Raw genomic sequence first — 20,684 nt, forward strand, 5'->3', positions numbered from 1 at the left:
GCACCATGCCCGACCAGTCCATTTCGCAGTCCCTCCCCGGGGGCCGTACACCCGAGAGCCGTACACCCGAGGCCGCAACCTCAGGGCTGACGCGCCGCAGGCTGCTCGGCACCGCCGGTGCCACCGGCCTCGCACTCGGCGCGGCCGGGGCGGCCGTCGGCTACACGGCCGCGCCCTCGCAGGCGACGCCGCTGTCCTCGATCGGCACCGGCGAGGCGATGTTCCACGTGAAACATCAGCCGGGCATCACCCAGGGCCTCCAGGCCCGCGGCCATCTCGCCGCCTTCGACCTCGCGGCCGGCGCGGGCCGCAAGGAGGCCGCCGCGCTGCTGCGCCGCTGGTCGGAGACGGCCCGGCGCCTGATGGCGGGCGAGGCCGCCGCCACCGGCGACACCGATGTGGCGCGAGACGCGGGACCCTCCTCGCTGACGGTCACCTTCGGTTTCGGCAACAGCTTCTTCAGCCGCACCGGCCTGGAGAAGCAGCGCCCGGTCGCCTTGGACCCGCTTCCCGACTTCTCCTCCGACCACCTCGACAGAACGCGCAGCGACGGCGACCTGTGGGTACAGATCGGCGCGAACGACGCCCTGGTCGCCTTTCACGCCCTGCGCGCGATCCAGAAGGACGCGGGCGCGGCGGCCAAGGTCCGCTGGCAGATGAACGGCTTCAACCGGACGCCGGGCGCCACCGCCCACCCCATGACGGCCCGCAATCTGATGGGCCAGATGGACGGCACCCGCAATCCCAAGCCGGCCGACCCGGACTTCGACCAGCGCATCTTCGTCCCGGTGGGGAGCGCGAAGGACCCGGCCTGGATGGCCGACGGCTCCTACGCGGTCGTACGCCGGATCCGCATGCTCCTCGACGACTGGGAGAAGCTGTCGGTCACGGCGCAGGAGCAGGTCATCGGGCGCCGCAAGGCCGACGGGGCGGCGCTGTCCGGGGGTACGGAGACGACCGCGATGGACCTGGAGAAGACCGACGCGAAGGGGGATCTGGTCGTCCCCCTCAACGCGCACGCCCGCATCACCCGCCCCGATCAGAACGGCGGAGCGGCCATGCTGCGCCGGCCCTTCTCCTACCACGACGGCATCGACCCGGACGGCACTCCTGACGCGGGCCTGCTGTTCGTGTGCTGGCAGGCGGATCCGTTGCGCGGCTTCGTCACCGTGCAGCGCAAGCTGGACCGCGGCGACGCCCTGTCGAAGTACATCCGCCACGAGGCGAGCGGCCTGTTCGCGGTGCCGGGTGGGGCGGCGGAGGGCGAGTACGTGGGACAACGCCTGCTGGAGGCGTGAAGCCCGGAACGGGAAGTCCAGGAGCGGGAAGTCCAGGAGCCCGGATGCCCGGGCCCGAGAACTCAAATGCCCGGGCCCGGGAGCTCGGATGCCCGGAAGCCCGGAAGCCTCGACGCAGGAAGTTACGCCCGCTCGGGCGGATTCATTCCTGCGTGGGGCTGTCTTGAGACACGTACACCTGCTTCGGCAAGGGCCATTAGGGTGAGGTCATGCCAGCGAGCTATGCGTATCTCGGCCCCGAGGGCACCTTCACGGAGGTCGCCCTGCGCACGCTTCCGGAGGCGGCCACCCGGCAGCTGATCCCGTACGTGTCGGTGCAGTCGGCGCTGGACGCGGTGCGCACCGGCGAGGCCGAGGCGGCGTTCGTGCCCATCGAGAACTCCGTCGAGGGAGGTATCACCACCACCCTGGACGAGCTGGTCGCGGGCACACCGCTGATGATCTACCGCGAGGTGCTGCTGTCGATCACCTTCGCGCTGCTCGTCCGGCCCGGTACCGCGCTCGCCGACATCAAGACGGTCTCCGCGCATCCGGCCGCCCAGCCGCAGGTGCGCAACTGGCTGAAGGCGAACCTGCCGGACGCCGCCTGGGAGTCGGCCGCCTCGAACGCGGACGCGGCCCGGCTGGTCCAGGAGGGCCGATACGACGCCGCCTTCGCGGGCGAGTTCGCGGCCGCCCGGTACGGGCTGACCGCCCTGGAGACCCAGATCCACGACGCCGAGAACGCCCAGACCCGGTTCGTGCTGGTGGGCAGGCCCGCCCGGCCCGCGGCACCGACCGGCGCGGACAAGACGTCCGTCGTCCTGTGGCAGCGCGACGACCACCCCGGTGGCCTGCGTGACCTGCTGGGGGAGTTCGCCACCCGGGGCGTCAACCTCATGCTGCTCCAGTCCCGCCCGACCGGCGCCGGCATCGGCAACTACTGCTTCTGCATCGATGCCGAGGGGCACATCTCCGACCGCCGGATGGCCGAGGCCCTGATGGGGCTGAAGCGGATCTGCCGCGAGGTGCGCTTCCTGGGTTCGTACCCGCGTGCGGAAGTCGATGTGGCGGACGTGGCGGCGCCGCTGCCCGGGACCTCGGACAGGGAGTTCCTGGCGGCCTCGGACTGGGTGGCGCGCTGCCAGGACGGCCGGTTCTAGCAGCCGTTCCGCCCGGTCCTATCTGCACATCTTCGTTATCCACAGAAGTTATCCACAGGGCTGGTTCTCGACCTGGGGACAAGTCGACAGTGAAGGGTCATTCAGTCGACAAATCGCCCTGCAACACCCCTGGGTGGCGCTCACCTCCGGGGTCACCCTTCGTCCACCTGTTTCCTTCGATCAATCCGTTGGGGCGACCCATTTCCACCCGAAAGTGGGTCGGAGCCGGGTTTGAGCAAGGAATTGACCACCCCGTACAGCCGTATCGGAATGATCAATTCCAATGTCCACAGATCTTTCGCACACCCTGTGGATAACTATTCGGGAAGTGGGGGCGCCTGTGGACAACAGCTCTCCCAAGTCCCCGCTCCCGCAAGGGAATCGGGTCAACGAGACGCCCGCCACATGCTCCGTCCCAGGGAGTGAGACACTTTTTATTGACACGCTGGGCAATTCGCTCATAACGCACCGTAAGCCATGATTTCGGCACGGGCCGCGCACCGAGCGGAATGGTGTCGTGAGCCGCAACCCCGCACGGGTAGCCTTGGCCGCGTGATTGACCTTCGCCTGCTCCGTGAGGACCCCGACCGTGCGCGCGCTTCCCAGCGTGCCCGTGGAGAGGACGTCGCGCTCGTCGACTCCCTCCTGTCCGCCGACGAGCGGCGCAGGTCGTCCGGCGTCCGCTTCGACGAGCTGCGCGCCGAGCAGAAGTCGCTCGGCAAGCTCATCCCCAAGGCCTCCGCGGACGAGAAGGCCGAGCTGCTGAAGAAGGCGAGCCAGCTCGCCGCCGACGTCAAGGCCGCCGACGCCGAGCGCGACGCGGCCGACGCCGAGACCCAGGAGCTCCTCCAGCGGCTCGGCAACCTCGTGCACCCCGACGTGCCCGTGGGCGGCGAGGAGGACTTCGTCACCCTCGAGACGCACGGCACGATCCGTGACTTCGGCGCCGAGGGCTTCGAGCCCAAGGACCACCTGGAGCTCGGCCAGATCCTCGGCGCGATCGACGTCGAGCGCGGCGCGAAGGTCTCCGGCTCCCGCTTCTACTTCCTCACCGGTGTCGGCGCCCTGCTCGAGCTGGCCCTGGTCAACGCGGCGATCGCCCAGGCCACGGCGGCCGGCTTCACGCCGATGCTCACCCCGGCGCTGGTCCGTCCGCAGTCCATGGCGGGCACCGGCTTCCTCGGCCAGGCGGCCCAGGACGTCTACCACCTCGACAAGGACGACCTCTACCTGGTCGGCACCTCCGAGGTCCCGCTCGCCGCGTACCACATGGACGAGATCATCGACGCGGACAAGCTGCCGCTGCGCTACGCGGGCTTCTCGCCCTGCTTCCGCCGCGAGGCCGGTTCGCACGGCAAGGACACCAAGGGCATCTTCCGCGTCCACCAGTTCGACAAGGTCGAGATGTTCTCGTACGTCAAGCCCGAGGACTCGCAGGCCGAGCACCAGCGTCTGCTGGCGTGGGAGAAGCAGTGGCTGTCCTCGCTGGAGCTGCCGTTCCGCGTCATCGACGTCGCCTCCGGTGACCTCGGCTCCTCGGCCGCCCGCAAGTTCGACTGCGAGGCGTGGATCCCGACGCAGGGCAAGTACCGCGAGCTGACCTCGACCTCGGACTGCACCGAGTTCCAGTCCCGCCGGCTGTCGATCCGGGTCCGCGAGGGCAAGCAGGTCCGCCCGCTGGCCACGCTCAACGGCACGCTCTGCGCGGTCCCGCGCACGATCGTCGCGATCCTGGAGAACCACCAGCAGCCCGACGGTTCCGTGTACGTGCCCGAGGTGCTGCGCCCGTACCTCGGCGGCCGGGAGATCCTGGAGCCGGTGGCCAAGTGACCGCCTCGTTCCCCTACCGCCTGGTCGCGACCGACCTCGACGGGACGCTGCTGCGCTCCGACGACTCGATCTCGCAGCGCACCCGTGACGCCCTCGCCGCGGCCACCGCGGCGGGCGCCGCGCACATCGTGGTGACCGGCCGGGCGGTGCCGTGGACCCGGGCCATCCTCGACGACCTGGGCTACGACGGCCTCGCGGTCTGCGCCCAGGGCGCCCAGGTCTACGACGCCGGCGCGCACCGGCTGCTGACCTCGGTGACCCTGGACCGGCAGCTGGCCGGGGTGGCGCTGGCCAAGATCGAGGCGGAGGTCGGCCCGCTGTACCTGGCCGCCAGCCGTGACGGCCTGGACGGGGACGTGCTGGTCGGTCCCGGTTACGCGGTCACCGGCCGCCTGCCGTCGACCCCGTTCACGGACGTGTCCGACCTCTGGTCCGCCCCGCTGAGCAAGATCTACATACAGCATCCCGAGCTGTCGGACGATGCCCTGGCGGCGGCTGCGCGGGAAGCCGCGGGTGGCTTCGTCACGGTCGCCATGGCGGGCGCCGGCATCGTGGAGCTGCTCCCCCTCGGCCTGTCCAAGGCCACGGGCCTCTCCCTGGCGGCCCGCCGCCTGGGCCTGAAGGCCGCCGACACGATCGCCTTCGGCGACATGCCCAACGACATCCCGATGTTCGCCTGGGCGTCGCACAGCGTGGCCATGGCCAACGCCCACGAGGAACTGAAGGCAGTGGCAGACGAGGTCACCACCTCCAACGACGAGGACGGCATCGCCGCAACCCTGGAAAGCCTCCTGCCCGCATAACCTCCCCCGTGCAAGAGAGCCGGGCCCGCAGGGGCCCGAGCCACGCCGGACGGGAGGGCAAGACGACAGAGGCCGCCAGACCGCCACAGACGTCCCGGAACGCGAAGACGACAGGAGCGGCCGCGATCGCCGCAGGCGATCAAGGGCGCGAAGACGGCAGGGCGGCCCCGATCGCCGCAGACGATCAGGGCTGCGAAGACGGCAGGAGCCGTCCCGACCGCCGCAGACGATCGGGACCCACGGCACAGAGACGACACGGGCCGCCCCGACCGCCGCAGACGCTCAGGCCCCACGGCACGGAGACGGCAGGAGCCGCCCGATCGCCGTAGGCGATCAGGAGCGCGGGGAACTGCGCGATCGCCGTAGGCGATCAGGGGCGCGGGGAACTGCGCGACCAGCCACGACGCACCCGCGCCGAAAGTCCGACCGCACAGGCGCAGACACACGCGGCGCCCCACCGACAACAAGCCGCGGGCACGCGCAGCGCACCAGCACAACCCCCACCAAGTCCCAGTGACAACGCCCCGCGGAGGATGCACGGATCGAACGTGCGCGGGGTCACCCCCGACCACGGCTTAGCAAGCCGGTGCCTTACCTCTCGGCCAATCCTCCGGGTGGGCGGCCCACGCGAGAGCGACAATCGCGTGCTCGAAGCGGCCGCCCCGGGCAGCTCCCCAGTACGGGTCGGGTTCGACGGAGGGTTGGCTACTCCGGAACCCGCCCCTGGCTGCCCTGAAGGGAACTCGACGGACTGCCGTGCATGGGCATCGTCGGGCTCCTCCCCAGTCTGTGGCGCCGGAACCCTTCCGGCCCTGCGGGTACAACCACTGTGCCCCGGGCGCGAGTTGGACGCCACCGAATAAAACGTCTGTGCGAGGAGCGGGACGCGGGCACGGGGCCGGCCCGGCGACGCGCGCCGGGCGACGGGCGACGGGCGACAGGCGACAGGCGACAGGCGACAGGCGACAGGCGACAGGCGACAGGCGACAGGCGACGGCTACCGGCGACGCCACCTGCGTCGGCGCGCCTTGCTGAAGAACCACCCCGCGGGCGGCTCGTCGGAACGCCAGGGCTGCGGCTCCGGCTCCCGCGCCCGCCAGCGCGCGGCCAGCATCCGGGCCCGGGCGGACGGCTCGGACGTCTCGGCCGCCCGTATGAAGTCCTCGTCCAGCACGAGGTCGTTCCCGACCTCGCCCCCGGACCGCTCGCGACCGCCGTTCACCGGCTCGTCGTCCGCCATCCCCGCCTCCCAGCCTGTCGGTTCCGCCCAGTGTGCCGGGGCGCGGGTGAAGCCACCGTCAAGAACGCCCGGCCCGCCCCCGCCCCCGGCAGGGCCGCTCACTCCTCGCCGGCGAGGGTCAGCGCTCGCAGTTTCTGTCCCGCGTACCAGGTGGCCAACACGGTCACCACGATCAACAGCACCGTCGCCGTGGTCAGTCCGACGTCCGAGGTGACGAGGTCACCGCCCGCCACCTTGTGGGCGACGGCCAGCGACCACTGCTGGACGCTGAGCGTGCGCGCGCCCGGCACCAGGGAGCCGAACAGGGCCTCCCAGACGAGGGCGTAGACGAGGCCGAACACCACCGCGTGCCGCGACACCGTGCCCAGCAGCAGGAAGACCGCCGCGTAGGCGATGGAGGAGACCAGCGCGGCCACGGTGTAGGCGACGGCGATCTGCTGGCCGTTGCCGTTGAGGATGAAGCCGGCGATGAGCGTGGGCAGCGCCGAGAAGACCATCGTCACGGCGATCGCCACGATCAGCTTGGTGAAGATGATCGTCGGCCGCTTCAGCGGCTTGGACAGCAGGTACACCACGGAGCCGTCGTCGATCTCCGGGCCGATCGCGCCCGTGCCCGCGATGACGCCGATGATCGGCACCATCGTGGCGAGCGCGAGCCCGCCGAGCAGGTCGGACGCCGTCTGGTCGTCGGCGCCGGCGAGGCCCCGCACCACCACGGAGATCGCGATCAGCAGCAGGGGCAGGGCGCCCAGGATGAGGGCCCGGCGGCGGCCGAGCAGGGCTCGATACGTGAGCCGGGCGACTGTGGGGTCGTACATCAGGGCCTCCTACGCCGCGACCAGGTACGAGAACACGGACTCGAGGGACTCGTCGGACGGCGAGACCGTCAGCAGCCGGATGCCGTGGTCCCTGGCGACCCTCGGCAGCAGTGCGGTGAAGCGGCCGAAGTCGACGGCCTGGATGCGCAACGCGCCCTCGGCGAGGTCGACTTCGATCCCGGACGTCGACGGATCGGCGATCAGCGCGGCCGCGAGCGCGCGGTCGTCGCTGGAACGCACCAGGTAGCGGTGCGGGCGATCGGTCATCAGACGGCGGATCTTGCGGAAGTCGCCGCTCGCCGCGTGCCGGCCCGCGACGACGACCTCGATGTGCCAGGCGAGCTGCTCGACCTCTTCGAGGATGTGCGAGGAGAACAGCACCGTGCGGCCCTCGTCGCCCATGCGCCGCAGCAGGTCCATGAGCTGCATGCGCTGGCGCGGGTCCATGCCGTTGAAGGGCTCGTCGAGCAGCAGCAGCGACGGGTCGTGGACCAGCGCGGACGCCATCTTCACGCGCTGCCGCATGCCCTTGGAGTACGTGGAGATCTTGCGGTCCTGCGCGTGCTCCATCTCGACCGTGGCAAGTGCCTTCTGCGCGGCCTTGGCGCCGAGACCGTGCAACTCGGCGTTGGCGACGACGAATTCGCGGCCGGTGAGGAAGTCGTACATCGCCTCCCGCTCGGGGACGATGCCGATGTGCTGGTAGATCTCCTCGTTGCGCCAGACGGGCCGGCCGTCGAGGGTGACCGTGCCGGTGGAGGGGGCCAGGAAGCCGCCCATCATGTTGATGAGGGTCGACTTACCGGCGCCGTTGGGGCCGAGCAGGCCGGTGACGCCGGGGCCGATGGTCATGGTGATGTCGTTGACGGCGACCACGTTGCCGAACCAGCGGGAGACGTGGTCGATGCTGAGCGTGGTCACAGTCCGACCCTTCGGTAGCGGCGCATCAGGAGGCCGTAGCAGGCGGCGATGAGGCCGAGGACGACGAGGACGTAGACGACGCCCTCCCCGTCGGACGGGCCGATCCCGCCCGGGAAGGCGGAGGTGGCGCCCAGGAAGGCGGACTGCACACCGTCGATGAGGGTGACCGGCGAGAACAGGCCGATCCAGGCGATGGATCCGGTGCTGTTCTGCGCGTCGGCGATGGCCTGGAGCGTGGAGACGGCGCCGTAGGAGATGGTCAGGACGGCGATGACGGCGGCGATGCCGAAGCCGCGCCGCGGGGTCACCGAGGCGATGACCAGGCCCAGGCCGGCGAAGAGCAACGAGAGCAGGGTCACGGAGACGAGTCCTTGAGCGAATCCCTTGGTCTGGTCGGCGAAGTCCAGCTTGGCCAGCAGCGCGCCGATGTACAGCACCAGCAGCGGGGCGGCGGTCAGGACGAAGAGGGCCGAGGCCAGCGCCGCGAACTTCGCGCGGACGTAGTCCGCGGTCTCGATGGGCCGTGAGAAGTACAGCGGCACGGTCTTGAAGCGGAGGTCGCGCGAGACGGACTGGGGCGCCTGCGAGGCGACGTACAGGCTGATGACGGCCTGCATGACGATCGCGTACCGCGTGTAGTCCACCGGGAGTTCGTCGGCCTTCGTGGCGACCGCGACGGCGACCATGATGGCCGCGGGCACGCACATCACCACGAAGAGCAGCATCGGCAGCACCTTGGACTTCACCGAACGGCCGAGGCCGTAGGAGCCGCGCAGGGACTGCGAGTAGAGGGACCGGCGGGCGTAGGCGCGGCCCAGCCGGGGGCCGTCGTAGTTGCGGTAGCCGATGTTGTGGATGCGGGTCTGGTCACCCGAGGGGGCGGTGACCGGGTGCTCAACTGCCATGGTTGACGGCCTCCTTCCGCTGCTGGTCGTCGGTGGCGTCGCCGTCCGTGAAGACCTCGGAGATGTGGTGCCTGCGCTGTTCCATGCGCACCAGGCCGAGGCCGAGGTCGGCGACCACGTCCCGGACGACGTCGTAGGTGTCCTCGCCCTGCGCGGTCAGCAGCAGGACGTGGCCGGCGCCCGGCAGGCCGCTGTTTCCGTCCAGGACGGCCACCCCGCGCGCGTGGAGCGCCTCGCGGACCGCGCGGGTGCCGTCCGGGTGGGCGTCGGTGTCGGTGACCTCGATCGCGAGGGTGGTGGTGGTCTGGGTGAAGTCGGTGGTGGAGCTGGAGCGCAGGAGCTTGCCGCCGTCGACGACCACGACGTGGTCGCAGGTGCGCTCCAGTTCGCCCAGCAGGTGGGAGGTGACCAGGACCGAGATGCCGAAGTCGGTGTGAATACGACGGATCAGGCCCAGCATCTCGTCCCGGCCGACCGGGTCGAGGCCGTTGGTCGGCTCGTCCAGGAAGACCAGCTGCGGGTCGTGGACGAGGGCCTGGGCGAGTTTCACGCGCTGCTTCATGCCGGTGGAGTAGCCGCCGATGGGGCGGTAGCGCTCCTCGTACAGGCCGACATGGCGCAGGGTGTCCGCGGTGCGTTCCCGCGCGGCGGTGGGCGGCAGGCCGGACATGCGGGCCATGTGCACGACGAACTCGGTGGCCGAGACGTCGGGCGGCAGGCAGTCGTGCTCCGGCATGTAGCCGACCCGCTCCCGGATGTCGGCGCCCTTGCTCGCGACGTCGAGGCCGAGCACCTCTGCTCGTCCCTCCGTGGCGGGCGACAGACCCAGAAGGATCTTGATCAGTGTGGACTTGCCGGCCCCGTTGGCTCCGACGAGTCCGGTCACACCGGGCCCGACGTCCACAGAGAGCCGGTCAAGAGCGGTCACCCGGGGGAACCGCTTGCTCAGGCTTTCGGTCACGATCACAGTCACGTCATCGAAATTAGTGACGCACGCCACGAAAATCGTCAGACCTCAGAGCCGTCTTCGCCTCAGACCTCAGATGTACGGGTCCGTAGGGGATGCCATGCCTGAGAGCTACGGGGGCGGCGACGGCGGGTTTTCCACAGGCCCGGGACCCCCCTATTGACGCGGCCTCTAACAACTGTCACATTCGGCGATGTCAAGTTACGGGCACGTAGCGCAGTCGACGAGGACCGCGTGGGACGGGGTGGCATGACGACGGCACCGACGACGGCGGGCACCCGCGAACTCTCCGCCGAACTGCGGGGATTCAGACGGGTGCAGCGCTTGGCGTACGACTGCGCGCAGGCGGTGGCCGCGGAGCTGCGACCTGGGGTGACGGAGCGCGAGGCGGCGCGGATGCAGCGGGAATGGCTGCGCGAGCGGGGGGTGCGCGACTGGTTCCACCTGCCGTTCGCCTGGTTCGGGGACCGCACGGCGTTCACCGGCTTCCGCTTCCCCCTCCAGTTCTTCCCCACCGACCGCCGGCTGGAGCCGGGGATGCCGTTCATCCTCGACCTGGCACCGGTCTACGAGGGGTACACGGCGGACATCGGCTTTTCGGGCGCGCTCGGCGCCCATCCGCTGCAGGAGCGGCTGATGGCCGACCTCGCGGCCCACCGGGAGCTGATCCTGCGCGAGGTGCGCGAGCGGCGGTCTCTGCGCGAGATCTACGCCGACGTGGACCGCCTCATGGTCCGCCAGGGCTACGCCAACCGGCATCGCGCGTATCCCTTCGGCGTGATCGCGCACAAGGTGGACCGGGTCAGGGAGCGCCGCTTCTCGCCCCGGCTGTTCGGGTTCGGCACCCAGTCCCTCAGGGGTCTGGTGTCCGACGCGCTGCACGGCCACCGGGAGGGCTGGTCGCCGCTCTGGTCGCCGTACCGCTTCTCCGACCATCCGCCGCAGCCGGGTCTGTGGGCGGTCGAACCCCATCTCGGGTTCCGGGGCACGGGCGCGAAGTTCGAGGAGATCCTCGTCGTCACCGACTCCGCGGATCCCGGGGAGAGCGCGTTCTGGCTCGACGACGATCTGCCGCACGTCCGCGGCTGGGCGGGCAAGGGAGCGACGAAGGACACGACAGCGACGAAGGACACGGCAGGGAAGGCGGAGGGGAAGTGACGTTGCCGGAGGGTGTGCGGGAGCGCCGGGTGCGGACCGGCGGGATCGAGCTGTGCGTGGCCGAACTGGGGGAGCCGGGGCGGCCGACGGTCGTCCTGGTCCACGGCTACCCGGACAGCAAGGAGGTGTGGTCCGAGGTCGCGTCCCGGCTGGTGGACCGGCACGGGTTCCATGTCGTGCTGTACGACGTCCGCGGACATGGCCGTTCCGGCGTGCCGCGGCCGCTGCGGGGCGGGTTCACCCTGGAGAAGCTCACGGACGACTTCCTCGCGGTCGTGGACGCCGTCAGCCCGGACCGGCCGGTGCACCTGGTGGGACACGACTGGGGCTCGGTGCAGTCGTGGGAGTTCGTGACCGTCGAGCGCACCAGGGGACGTATCGCGTCCTTCACCTCGATGTCCGGGCCGTCCCTCGACCACTTCGGCCACTGGATCAACAAGCGGCTGACCAGGCCGACTCCGCGCCGGGTCGGCCAACTCCTCGGCCAGGGCGCCAAGTCCTGGTACGTGTACCTGCTGCACACGCCCGTCCTGCCCGAACTGGCCTGGCGCGGCCCGCTCGGCAAGCGCTGGCCGGGCATCCTGCGGCGGATCGAGAAGGTCCCGGCCGGTGACTACCCCACGCCGTCGCTGGCGTCCGACGCGGCGAACGGAGCCTGGCTGTACCGGGACAACGTGCGGCCCCGTCTGCGCCGTCCGCGGGCGGACGCGCACGCTCACGCGCCCGTGCAGCTCATCACGCCCTCGGGCGACCGTTTCCTGTCGGAGCGGCTGTACGACGAACTGGCCCACTGGGTACCGCGCTTGACCCGGCGCACCATCCCGGCCGGGCACTGGATCCCGCGCACCCGGCCCGACCGGCTGGCCTCCTGGATCGACGACTTCGTCACGTCGGTCGAGAGGGACCAGGAGCGGGAGCGGGAACGGACGCGAGAGGGCGGGGGCGAGGTCGCGGGAGAGGCCTGGTCGGACGGCGTGGGCGGACCGGCGCGCAAGGCCGCCACCGGCCGGTACGCCGAGCGTTTCGGCGGCCAGCTGGTGCTGGTCACCGGCGCGGGCAGCGGTATCGGCCGGGCCACGGCGTTCGCGTTCGCCGAGGCCGGCGCCCGGGTGATCGCCGTCGACCGGGACGCCGAGAGCGCGTCCCGCACCGCCGAGCTGTCGCTCCTGGCCGGCGCGCCCGAGGCCTGGGCGGAGGCGGTGGACGTCTCCGACGAGCAGGCCATGGAGACACTCGCGGCGAAGGTCCATGCGGAACACGGCGTGGTGGACGTACTGGTGAACAACGCGGGGATCGGACTGTCGGGCTCGTTCTTCGACACGACGCCCGAGGACTGGCGCCGGGTCCTGGACGTCAATCTGTGGGGCGTCATCCACGGTTGCCGTCTCTTCGGCCGGCAGATGGCCGAACGCGGACAGGGCGGCCACATCGTCAACACCGCCTCGGCGGCGGCCTACCAGCCGTCCAAGGCACTGCCCGCCTACAGCACCTCCAAGGCGGCGGTGCTGATGCTGAGCGAGTGCCTGCGTGCGGAACTGGCCGACCAGGACATCGGCGTCACGGCGATCTGCCCCGGCCTGGTGAACACCAACATCACCGCCACGGCGAGCTTCGTGGGTGTGGACGCGCAGGAGGAGCGGCGGCGCCAGAAACGCTCCACGCGCGTGTACGGGCTGCGCAACTACCCGCCGGAGAAGGTCGCGGACGCCGTCCTGCGGGCGGTCGCCCTCGACAGGGCGATGGTTCCCGTCACTCCGGAGGCGCGGGTTTCCTACGCGCTGGCGCGTTTCCTGCCCCGGGCGTTGCGGGCACTGGCGCGGGTGGGACCGCCGCTGTGAGCCGCCGACCCGCGGCACCGCGCCGGTCGAGGGGCGCGGCGTCCGCCACGGCAACGACCGTGTGGGGAAAGACGCCTTGACCACCGATCCGCCGGCCGGGCCGCCGTACCGCATAGAGACGCTCGCGCATCTCACCGGCACCACCGTCCGCACCATCCGCGCCTACCAGGACCGTGGTCTGCTCCCCCGCCCCGAGCGTCAGGGGCGGGCCAACCACTACTCCGACGCCCATCGCACCCGCCTCCACCAGATCGCCGGCCTCCTCGACCGCGGCTACACGCTCGCCTCCATCAAGGAGCTTCTGGACGCCCACGACACCGGCCGTGGCCTGGGCGGTGTCCTGGGGCTGGTCGCCGAGGTCGACGGTCCGTGGACCGACGAGATGCCCTCCCGTGTGTCCCGCGCCGACCTGACCGCCCGCTTCGGCGGCACGGCCGACGACAGGGCGATCGCCGACGCCGTGGCGCTCGGCGTGCTGGAGCGCGTCCCCGGCGAGGAGGACGTCTTCCTCGTGCCCAGCCCCCAAGAGCTTTCGGTGGCGGCGGAGTTGCACGCCGCCGGAGTGCCGCTGGGGGCGATCACAGCGCAGTTGCGGGAGTTGAGGAGCCAGGTCGAGCAGATCGCCGCTCGTTTCCTGGAGTTCACCACCGAGCACGTCTTCGCGCGCTACCTCGACGGACCGCACCGTCCGACCGACGCCGACGCGAGCGAGGCGGCCTCGCTCGTCCGACGGCTGCGCCCGCTCGCCCGGCAGACCGTGGACGCCGAACTGGCGCGGGCCATGCGTCTGTTCGCCGGGCATCACCTGCGCCGGCACCTCGGTGCGGACGACCCTCCGCCACCCCTGTCGGGGACACGGACCGTCACGGTCCCGACGGAGACAATGCGGGCCGTGGAAGCGGCTGTCGGCGCGGAGCACGCCGCGGACTTCGTCGCACTCGCGACCGAACGAGAGTTGCGCGCACGGTCCTTGGACCGTCTGGTCTCAAGTCATGCCACCTCAGATGATCCTGACGAAGAGGGCTGAAGACACGGTCAGTTGTCCACAGAAGCGCCAACTTACCTGTGGATAACTGAAGTTGGTTGTGGACCAAACCTCCACCCCAAAACAAAGTGCGTGATCTGCGTCTCTCGCGTCATGCTGAGTGGATGAACGAAATGGACAGGGACGAGAGACGCACCGTGAAGGTGTCGAAGTACCTCTCGAAGCACCTGCGGCACCAGCCGGAGCGGATCGGTCTCACGCTCGACGAGGCCGGCTGGGTGGAGATCGACGAACTGATCGCGGCCTGTGCCGCGCACGGCTTCCGCTTCACCCGGGACGAACTGGACCACGTCGTCGCCGCCAACGACAAGAAGCGCTTCGCCGTCGAAGGCACCCGGATCCGCGCCAGCCAGGGCCACAGCGTCGAGGTCGACCTCGGACTGCCCCCTGCGACCCCGCCGTCGTACCTCTATCACGGGACCGTGGCGCGCTCGCTGGACGCGATCCGCGCCGAGGGGCTGCGGCCCATGAACCGGCACGACGTGCATCTCTCGGCCGACCGGGAGACCGCGAACCGGGTGGGAGCGCGCCGGGGCCGCCCCGTGGTCCTCGCCGTCGACGCGGGGGCCATGCACCGCGACGGCCACGTCTTCCACGTCAGCGCGAACGGCGTGTGGCTGACGCAGGCCGTGCCCCCGCGATATCTGCGCTTCCCGGAGGGGCACTGAGGTGCGCCTCCGAGTCCCGCATCGCGTCCTCCTTCGGCATGATCACAGGTATGGACCACCTCCCCAGCACTGAGGCCGCCGTCACCGCGCTCCGGTCGATCGCCGCCGAGTACGCGCTCGAGATCGAGGTCACCCACGACATCGGCGCCGATCAGACCTCCCGGCGCACCTCCGCCGGCGTCGGCGTCACCAGCGACCCGGACGGCTCGCTCCCGCACGAGGCCTACGTCGAACTCGGCGGCCGCCCGAGCGTGAGCGTGCGGCTCTACCCCGACGACGACGCCCTGATCACGGTCGACGGCGTCGAATGCCCCGATGTCGACCGCGACGACGTCCCCGCCTTTCTCCGCTCCCTCTACGAGGGCCACGCCTGGGTGAAGAGCCGGCGCTTCCCGCCCGCCCACTTCCTGATGGTGCCGCTGCCGCACGATCGGGTCCACAAGGAGTTCATCCTCGTCGGCCTCAGTCCGTGGCTGGGCGGACGCGTACGGTGACTGTTTCACGTGAAACACGCTCGTCCGCATACGCTCGATGACATGAGTCTGCGTCTGAGCACCGTGATCCTCCCGTACCTGCGTTGGCACGAGGGGGGCCGGTCCACCTGGACACGGGCCGAGCAGCTCGGCTTCCACACCGCGTACACCTACGACCATCTGTCCTGGCGCACCTTCCGCGACGGGCCGTGGTTCGGGGCGATCCCGACGCTGACCGCCGCCGCGGCCGTCACCGACCGCCTGCGCCTGGGCACGCTGGTGACCTCGCCGAACTTCCGGCACCCGGTGACCCTCGCCAAGGAACTGATCTCCCTGGACGATGTCTCCGCCGGCCGGCTGACCCTGGGGATCGGCGCGGGCGGCACCGGCTTCGACGCCACCGCTCTCGGGCAGGAACCGTGGACCCCGCGCGAGCGGGCCGACCGCCTCGCCGAGTTCGTGCCGCTGCTGGACCGGCTGCTCACCGAGGACTCCGTGTCCTACGAGGGCGACCACTACTCGGCGCACGAGGCACGCAACATCCCCGGCTGCGTCCAGCGGCCCCGGCTGCCCTTCGCGATCGCCGCGACCGGCCCGCGCGGGCTGCGGCTCGCCGCGCGGTACGGGCAGGCTTGGGTGACGACGGGAGACCCCAAGCTCTACGAGAGCGGCACGCCCGAGCAGTCGGTTCAGGCCATTCGCGGCCAGGTGGACAAGCTCACCGACGCCTGCGCCGAGATCGGGCGGGACGCGCAGGAACTGGACAAGATCCTGCTCACCGGGTTCACCCCGGACCGCGGGCGCCCGCTGGAGTCCCTGGACGCCTTCGTCGACTTCGCGGGCCGGCACCGGGAGCTCGGCTTCACGGAGATCGTGGTCCACTGGCCCATCGCCGATTCCGTCTTCGCCGCGGACGAGAAGGTCTTCGAGCAGATCGCCATGGAGGCCCCGGCGCAACTGCGCTGACCTCGGCATCCGGTCATCCGCGTGGCCGCCCTGTCTCATGTGTGCGGGCCACCGCCCGACCGTGCGGGCATATGCGCGAGAATGGGCCGGTGACTTCAGCGACCAGACAGCCCGAGACCCCGACCGCCGCCCTCCCGCCGCGGCTGATCGCCACCGATCTCGACGGCACTCTGCTGCGCGACGACAAGTCGGTGTCCCCGCGCACGGTCGCCGCCCTCGCCGCCGCCGAGGAGGCGGGCATCGAGGTCTTCTTCGTCACCGGCCGGCCGGCCCGCTGGATGGACGTGGTCAGCGAGCACGTCCACGGTCACGGGCTGGCGATCTGCGGCAACGGCGCCGCCGTGGTCGACCTCCACGGCGGCCCCGGTGCCCACCGGTTCGTGAAGGTGCGCGAGCTGGCGCGGGAGAACGCGCTGGACGCCGTACGGCTGCTGCGGGACGCGGCACCCGGCACCCTGTACGCCATCGAGCAGACGTACGGCTTCTACCAGGAGCCGGAGTATCCCAAGATGCACCTGGAGATACCCGACACCCTCGCCACGGCCGAGCGGTTGCTCGCGCCGGACGCGCCCGGCGCCAGCGAGCCGGTGCTGAAGATCCTCGCGTTCCACCCCACGCTCGACCCCGACGCCTTCCTCACCCTCGCCCGGCTGGCCATCGGCGACCGCGCCAACGTCACCCGCTCCAGCCCCAGCGCCCTGCTGGAGATCAGCGGCCCCGAGGTCTCCAAGGCCAGCACGCTGGCCCTGTGCTGTGCCGAGCGCGGCATCTCCCACGAGGAGGTCGTCGCCTTCGGGGACATGCCGAACGACGTCGAGATGCTCACCTGGGCCGGCCGGTCGTACGCGATGGGCAACGCGCACCCGGATGTGCTCGCGGCGGCCTCCGGCCGGACCGTCGCCAACAACGAGGACGGCGTCGCCGTCGTCATCGAGCGGCTGATCGCCGAGCGGGAGTAGCCCGCCCCGCCGGACGTCAGCCCCTTTCCCGCTCCACCGGCAGCCACAGTTCGGCGTCGGCCTCGGCCCCGTCCGGTGACAGCCGGGTGCGCAGGATCTCCGGACCGGGGCGGCCGCGGTACGGGTTGGACGGGAACCATTGGGTGAACACGTCCCGCCACAACTCCTGGATGGCCTGCGGGGCCGGCCCGGAGGTGGTGAAGACGGCCCAGCTGCCGGCCGGCACGGCCAGGGCGGTCGTGCCCTCGGGCGCGGCCGCGGAGGTGATCACCCCCTGGTAGTAGTCGAGCTCGGTCCCCTCGGCCCGGCTCGGATCCAGGTCGTCACAGACCGCGACGACACCCTGTGGGTCCTGGTCCGACAGCTTCTCCAGGTGCTCCAGGACCTGCCGGTCGATCCCGCGGACGAAGTCGATGATCGCCTGGTTCGGCCCCAGGTGTACCAAGGGCACCCGGGCCTTGAACCCGACGACGGTGAAGTCCGGCCGGTCCACTACGCGATAGCGCATGCTGCTGCTCCCTTCGACGGTGAGACGGAAGGCCAGCCGGGGCTGGGAGACGAGCGCGGCGCCGGTACGGCGGGCCTCACCGGGCCCGACGCCGTGCACGGCACGGAACGCCCTGGCGAACGCCTCACCCGAGCCGTAGCCGTGGCGCACCGCGATCTCCAGCAGGGAGTCCTCGCCGACGAGCACCTCGGCGCCCGCGACGGTCAGCCGCCTGCGCCGTACGTACTCCGACAAGGGCATACCGGCGAGCGCCGAGAACATCCGGCGCAGGTGGTACTCCGAGGTGGCGGCGCCGTGCGCCAGCGCCGCCACGTCGATCGGCTCGTCGAGGTGTTCCTCGATGTACTCCATGGCCTGATTGAGCCGCTCCAGCACTCCGGTCCCCTTCCGCCGTTGCGATCACCACGCTAGGCGGCGGACATCCGGCCGGACCCGACATCCTGTGCCCGATCGGGTCGGGTGCGCGGGAGGAGCCTCAGCCGACCGGCGCTCCGCGCGCGGCCAGCCAGGGCACCGGGTCGAGCGCCGAGCCCGCGTGGGGCGTGACCCGCACCTCGAAGTGCAGGTGCGGGCCGGTCGAGTTGCCCGACGTGCCCGACTGCCCGATCCACTGCCCGGTGGTCACCCTGTCCCCCTGGTCGACGGTGACGGCGGCGAGGTGCGCGTACTGCGTGTAGTAACCGTCGGCGTGCCGTACCACGATCTCGATCCCGAACGGTCCTCCGCACGACACCCGCACCACACGGCCGGCACCGACCGCCCGCACCGGCGTCCCGATCGGTACCGCGAAGTCCTGCCCGGTGTGCCGGTTCGCCCAGCGCGTGCCGCCGCTGCCGTAGGACGCGGACAGGGCGTACGTCTCGACCGGTGCGACCCAGTCGACGACGAAGTGCGCCGGCGGCTGGTCCAGGCGTACGGCGCCGCGGCAGGAGCCCGCCGCCACCGACGCGTCCGCCCGGCCCTGAAGCTGCCATCGCGCCTGTTCGAGCTTGTCGTCGATGTCCTTCTTCAGCCGGGCGAGTTCCTGGGCATGACGCTCCACCGCCTGCCAGGCCTCGACGGCCTTCGCCTCGTCGGCGGCCAGCCGTGCCTCCGCCCGCCGGTTCCTGCCGATCGCGTTGTCGACGGCGAGGTTCGCCTGCGAGAACACATGCTGCCCGCGCATCAGTTTGTCGGGGCTGCCCGCCAGGACCAGTTGCGCGACGACCGGCAGACCGCCACCGCCGCGGTACTGGGCGCGGGCGATGCGGCCCAGGTCCTCGCGCAGCACGCCGATCTCCCGCCGCTCGCGGGTGAGGAGTCCCTCCACGTGCCGAGCCCGCACCTGCTTCTTCTCCGCCTCGCGCCGCCCCGCCTCGTACCGCTGCGTCGCCACCGCCGCGTCCTCGTACAGCCGCGCCACCCGCGCGCTGATCCGGGAGTCGGAGCTGTCACCGGGCTCCCCCTCGGCGGCCGTGGGCCGAGTCGCGAGCAGTCCGGACAGACACAGCAGAACCGGAACGATCAGGACGCGACGGCGAGATGAGTGCATGTCAGCGATCGTGACCCGGCTGCCGGGCCCCGGTCCTGTTCAAGTCGTACGCCTGGGGGACGCACCGCCCCCGATGGCTCAGTACGGCGCCTGCCACACCACCGTCGTACCGGCGCCGTCCGGCCCGATGCCCGGGCCGTGCGTGCTGTCGCCGCCGAGTGCCTCGGCCCGCCGCCGCAGGTTCCGCAGACCGCTGCGCCGGCCACCGTCGGGGATGCCCGAGCCGTCGTCGGCGACGGTCAGCCGCACGCCCGGGCGGCCGTCGGGAAGGGTCGCGGTGGCGTCGACGACGACTTCGACGCGGGAGGCACGCGCGTGCCGGAAGGCGTTGGAGAGGGCCTCCCGGAGAGCCGCGACGAGGTTCGTGCCGGTGAGGTCGCCGACCAGGGTGTCGACCGGTCCGACGAACCGGTGCGACGGCTCGAAGCCGAGCGGCACGGCCGCCGTGCCGATCTCACGCAGCACCCGCGTACAGAGCCCGGCGGGTGCCTCGGCTGAGCCCTGCTGGAGCGCGAAGACCGCGGTACGGATCTCCTGAAGGGTGACGTCCAGTTCCTCGACAGCCTTGCCGACGCCCTCCCGCACCTCGGGCACGACGGATCCGCGCTGGGCGCCCTCCAGCATCAGCCCGGTCGTGAACAGCCGCTGGACGACGAGGTCGTGCAGGTCACGGGCGATGCGGTCACGGTCCTCGAACACCGCGAGCCGCTCCCGGTCGTGCTGTGCCTCGGCCATCACCAGCGCGAGCGCTGCCTGCGAGGCGAACTGGACGGCCGCGGCGCGCTCGTCCTCGCCGAACGGCCGCTGCCCGCGGGCCCGGAGCATGACCAGGGCCCCCAGGACGCGCGCGTCGCTCCGGAGCGGGAGCAGCATGATCGGCCCGTAGCCTCGCGTGGACGCGGTGAGCGTCCGCGGGTCGCCGGCGGCGTCCACCACGAACACCGCCTGGCCGCGGAGGAGTTCGGTGATGATCTCGCTGTCCGGCGGGACGACCTCGCCGAGCATGGTCGACGGCCGGTCCGCGGCCACGGCGACGATCTCCAGGCCGCCCTCGTCGGCGGGCAGCAGTACGACCCCTGCGGCCGACCCGGAGAGCCCGCGGGCCTGTTCGGCGACGACCTGGAGGGCGTCATGGGTGTCCCCGCCGGACAGCAGCGCGGTGGTGACGGCGACCGACCCGTCGATCCACCGTTCGCGCCGCTGAGCGGCCGCGTACAGGCGGGCGTTGCCGAGAGCGGTGCCCGCCTCGGTGGCCAGCACGCGGACCGTGTCCACGTCCCGGTCGTCGAACGGCCTCCCGTCCCGCTTCTCCGCCAGACAGAACTCGCCGAGGACCTCGCCGTGGGCCCTGATCGGCAGGCGCAGCCCGCGGTGCCCGCCGGGCCGTCGGCCGATACGGCGAGCGGTCGCCTCGTCGACACCGTGGAAGACGATGTCGGTCGGAGTGGCGTGGCCTTCGCCTCGGACCTCGATCAGTGCGTACCGGGCCCGGGTCAGCTCCACCGCGGTCCCGCAGATCCGTTCCAGCGTGGAGCGCAGCTCCGGCAGGGGAGCGGGAAACGGATCCGTGGCCATGCCCTGAGCCTAGTTGCCCTGTTTGTCAGGGAAAGCCGG

The 20,684-nt window shown here is 71.2% G+C and carries 19 protein-coding genes and 1 tRNA gene; 11 read left to right on the forward strand and 9 right to left on the reverse strand.

What is annotated here, in order from left to right:
- Positions 1 to 5: 5 nt before the first annotated feature.
- From efeB to AOQ37_RS13840, 4 genes are all read left to right on the forward strand, one after another.
- On the forward strand, positions 6 to 1,298 hold the full coding sequence (gene efeB / locus AOQ37_RS13825; RefSeq protein ID WP_062644733.1) for an iron uptake transporter deferrochelatase/peroxidase subunit: 1,293 nt from the start codon (positions 6 to 8) through the stop codon (positions 1,296 to 1,298).
- Between the two features lie 209 nt (positions 1,299 to 1,507).
- On the forward strand, positions 1,508 to 2,440 hold the full coding sequence (gene pheA / locus AOQ37_RS13830) for a prephenate dehydratase (protein WP_062644735.1): 933 nt from the start codon (positions 1,508 to 1,510) through the stop codon (positions 2,438 to 2,440).
- A 552-nt stretch (positions 2,441 to 2,992) separates the two neighbouring features.
- Positions 2,993 to 4,270 (forward strand): serine--tRNA ligase, encoded by a 1,278-nt coding sequence (gene serS, locus AOQ37_RS13835; protein ID WP_062644737.1) that lies wholly within the window; start codon positions 2,993 to 2,995, stop codon positions 4,268 to 4,270.
- On the forward strand, positions 4,267 to 5,073 hold the full coding sequence (locus AOQ37_RS13840) for an HAD family hydrolase (protein WP_062644739.1): 807 nt from the start codon (positions 4,267 to 4,269) through the stop codon (positions 5,071 to 5,073). Before serS ends, AOQ37_RS13840 begins: the two co-directional genes overlap by 4 nt.
- A gap of 527 nt (positions 5,074 to 5,600) precedes the next feature.
- On the opposite strand, the gene AOQ37_RS13845 is transcribed toward AOQ37_RS13840, so the two are convergent.
- The 6 genes from AOQ37_RS13845 to AOQ37_RS13870 all read right to left on the reverse strand — a co-directional run bounded on the left by AOQ37_RS13845 (position 5,601) and on the right by AOQ37_RS13870 (position 9,924).
- A tRNA-Ser gene (locus AOQ37_RS13845) sits at positions 5,601 to 5,685 on the reverse strand.
- A gap of 385 nt (positions 5,686 to 6,070) precedes the next feature.
- A complete protein-coding gene (locus AOQ37_RS13850) occupies positions 6,071 to 6,313 on the reverse strand; it encodes an SGM_3592 family protein (RefSeq protein WP_062644740.1) in 243 nt (80 codons plus the stop codon).
- A gap of 98 nt (positions 6,314 to 6,411) precedes the next feature.
- Positions 6,412 to 7,131 carry an ABC transporter permease subunit gene (locus AOQ37_RS13855; protein ID WP_062644742.1) on the reverse strand — a complete coding sequence of 240 codons (720 nt, stop codon included), beginning with the start codon at positions 7,129 to 7,131 and terminating at the stop codon, positions 6,412 to 6,414.
- A gap of 9 nt (positions 7,132 to 7,140) precedes the next feature.
- Positions 7,141 to 8,052, reverse strand: a complete 912-nt coding sequence (locus AOQ37_RS13860; protein ID WP_062644744.1) for an ABC transporter ATP-binding protein — start codon at positions 8,050 to 8,052, stop codon at positions 7,141 to 7,143.
- A complete protein-coding gene (locus tag AOQ37_RS13865; protein WP_062644746.1) occupies positions 8,049 to 8,957 on the reverse strand; it encodes an ABC transporter permease in 909 nt (302 codons plus the stop codon). Before AOQ37_RS13865 ends, AOQ37_RS13860 begins: the two co-directional genes overlap by 4 nt.
- The gene (locus AOQ37_RS13870) at positions 8,947 to 9,924 is read right to left on the reverse strand and encodes an ABC transporter ATP-binding protein (RefSeq protein WP_062644748.1); all 978 of its coding nucleotides are present in this window, start codon (positions 9,922 to 9,924) and stop codon (positions 8,947 to 8,949) included. Before AOQ37_RS13870 ends, AOQ37_RS13865 begins: the two co-directional genes overlap by 11 nt.
- A 249-nt stretch (positions 9,925 to 10,173) precedes the next feature.
- On the opposite strand from AOQ37_RS13870, the gene AOQ37_RS13875 reads away from it, so the two are divergent.
- From AOQ37_RS13875 to AOQ37_RS13905, 7 genes are all read left to right on the forward strand, one after another.
- Positions 10,174 to 11,082 carry a M24 family metallopeptidase gene (locus AOQ37_RS13875; RefSeq protein WP_062644750.1) on the forward strand — a complete coding sequence of 303 codons (909 nt, stop codon included), beginning with the start codon at positions 10,174 to 10,176 and terminating at the stop codon, positions 11,080 to 11,082.
- Positions 11,079 to 12,920: an SDR family oxidoreductase gene (locus AOQ37_RS13880; protein WP_062644752.1), complete on the forward strand. Its 1,842-nt coding sequence runs from the start codon at positions 11,079 to 11,081 to the stop codon at positions 12,918 to 12,920. The genes AOQ37_RS13875 and AOQ37_RS13880 overlap by 4 nt, the downstream gene beginning before the upstream one ends.
- Positions 12,921 to 12,996: 76 nt before the next feature.
- Positions 12,997 to 13,947, forward strand: coding sequence for a MerR family transcriptional regulator (locus AOQ37_RS13885; RefSeq protein WP_062644753.1), 951 nt, complete (start codon positions 12,997 to 12,999; stop codon positions 13,945 to 13,947).
- A 122-nt stretch (positions 13,948 to 14,069) separates the two neighbouring features.
- Complete coding sequence (locus tag AOQ37_RS13890) at positions 14,070 to 14,633, forward strand: RNA 2'-phosphotransferase (RefSeq protein ID WP_062644755.1); 564 nt, start codon at positions 14,070 to 14,072, stop codon at positions 14,631 to 14,633.
- A gap of 50 nt (positions 14,634 to 14,683) precedes the next feature.
- On the forward strand, positions 14,684 to 15,127 hold the full coding sequence (locus AOQ37_RS13895) for a hypothetical protein (protein WP_234436897.1): 444 nt from the start codon (positions 14,684 to 14,686) through the stop codon (positions 15,125 to 15,127).
- Between the two features lie 42 nt (positions 15,128 to 15,169).
- Complete coding sequence (locus AOQ37_RS13900; RefSeq protein WP_062644759.1) at positions 15,170 to 16,072, forward strand: LLM class flavin-dependent oxidoreductase; 903 nt, start codon at positions 15,170 to 15,172, stop codon at positions 16,070 to 16,072.
- 71 nt (positions 16,073 to 16,143) lie between these two features.
- Positions 16,144 to 17,031, forward strand: a complete 888-nt coding sequence (locus tag AOQ37_RS13905; protein WP_199825005.1) for an HAD hydrolase family protein — start codon at positions 16,144 to 16,146, stop codon at positions 17,029 to 17,031.
- A gap of 16 nt (positions 17,032 to 17,047) precedes the next feature.
- Here AOQ37_RS13905 and AOQ37_RS13910 read toward each other — a convergent pair whose 3' ends face one another.
- The 3 genes from AOQ37_RS13910 to AOQ37_RS13920 form a co-directional block, all read right to left on the reverse strand.
- Positions 17,048 to 17,914: an AraC family transcriptional regulator gene (locus AOQ37_RS13910; protein WP_062644763.1), complete on the reverse strand. Its 867-nt coding sequence runs from the start codon at positions 17,912 to 17,914 to the stop codon at positions 17,048 to 17,050.
- Between the two features lie 100 nt (positions 17,915 to 18,014).
- A complete protein-coding gene (locus AOQ37_RS13915; RefSeq protein ID WP_062644765.1) occupies positions 18,015 to 19,070 on the reverse strand; it encodes a M23 family metallopeptidase in 1,056 nt (351 codons plus the stop codon).
- Positions 19,071 to 19,148: 78 nt separating this feature from the next.
- The gene (locus tag AOQ37_RS13920) at positions 19,149 to 20,645 is read right to left on the reverse strand and encodes a GAF domain-containing sensor histidine kinase (RefSeq protein ID WP_062644767.1); all 1,497 of its coding nucleotides are present in this window, start codon (positions 20,643 to 20,645) and stop codon (positions 19,149 to 19,151) included.
- Positions 20,646 to 20,684 lie beyond the last annotated feature (39 nt).

The sequence above is a fragment of the Streptomyces maremycinicus genome (assembly GCF_001184025.1).
Classification (GTDB): Bacteria; Actinomycetota; Actinomycetes; order Streptomycetales; family Streptomycetaceae; genus Streptomyces; species Streptomyces maremycinicus.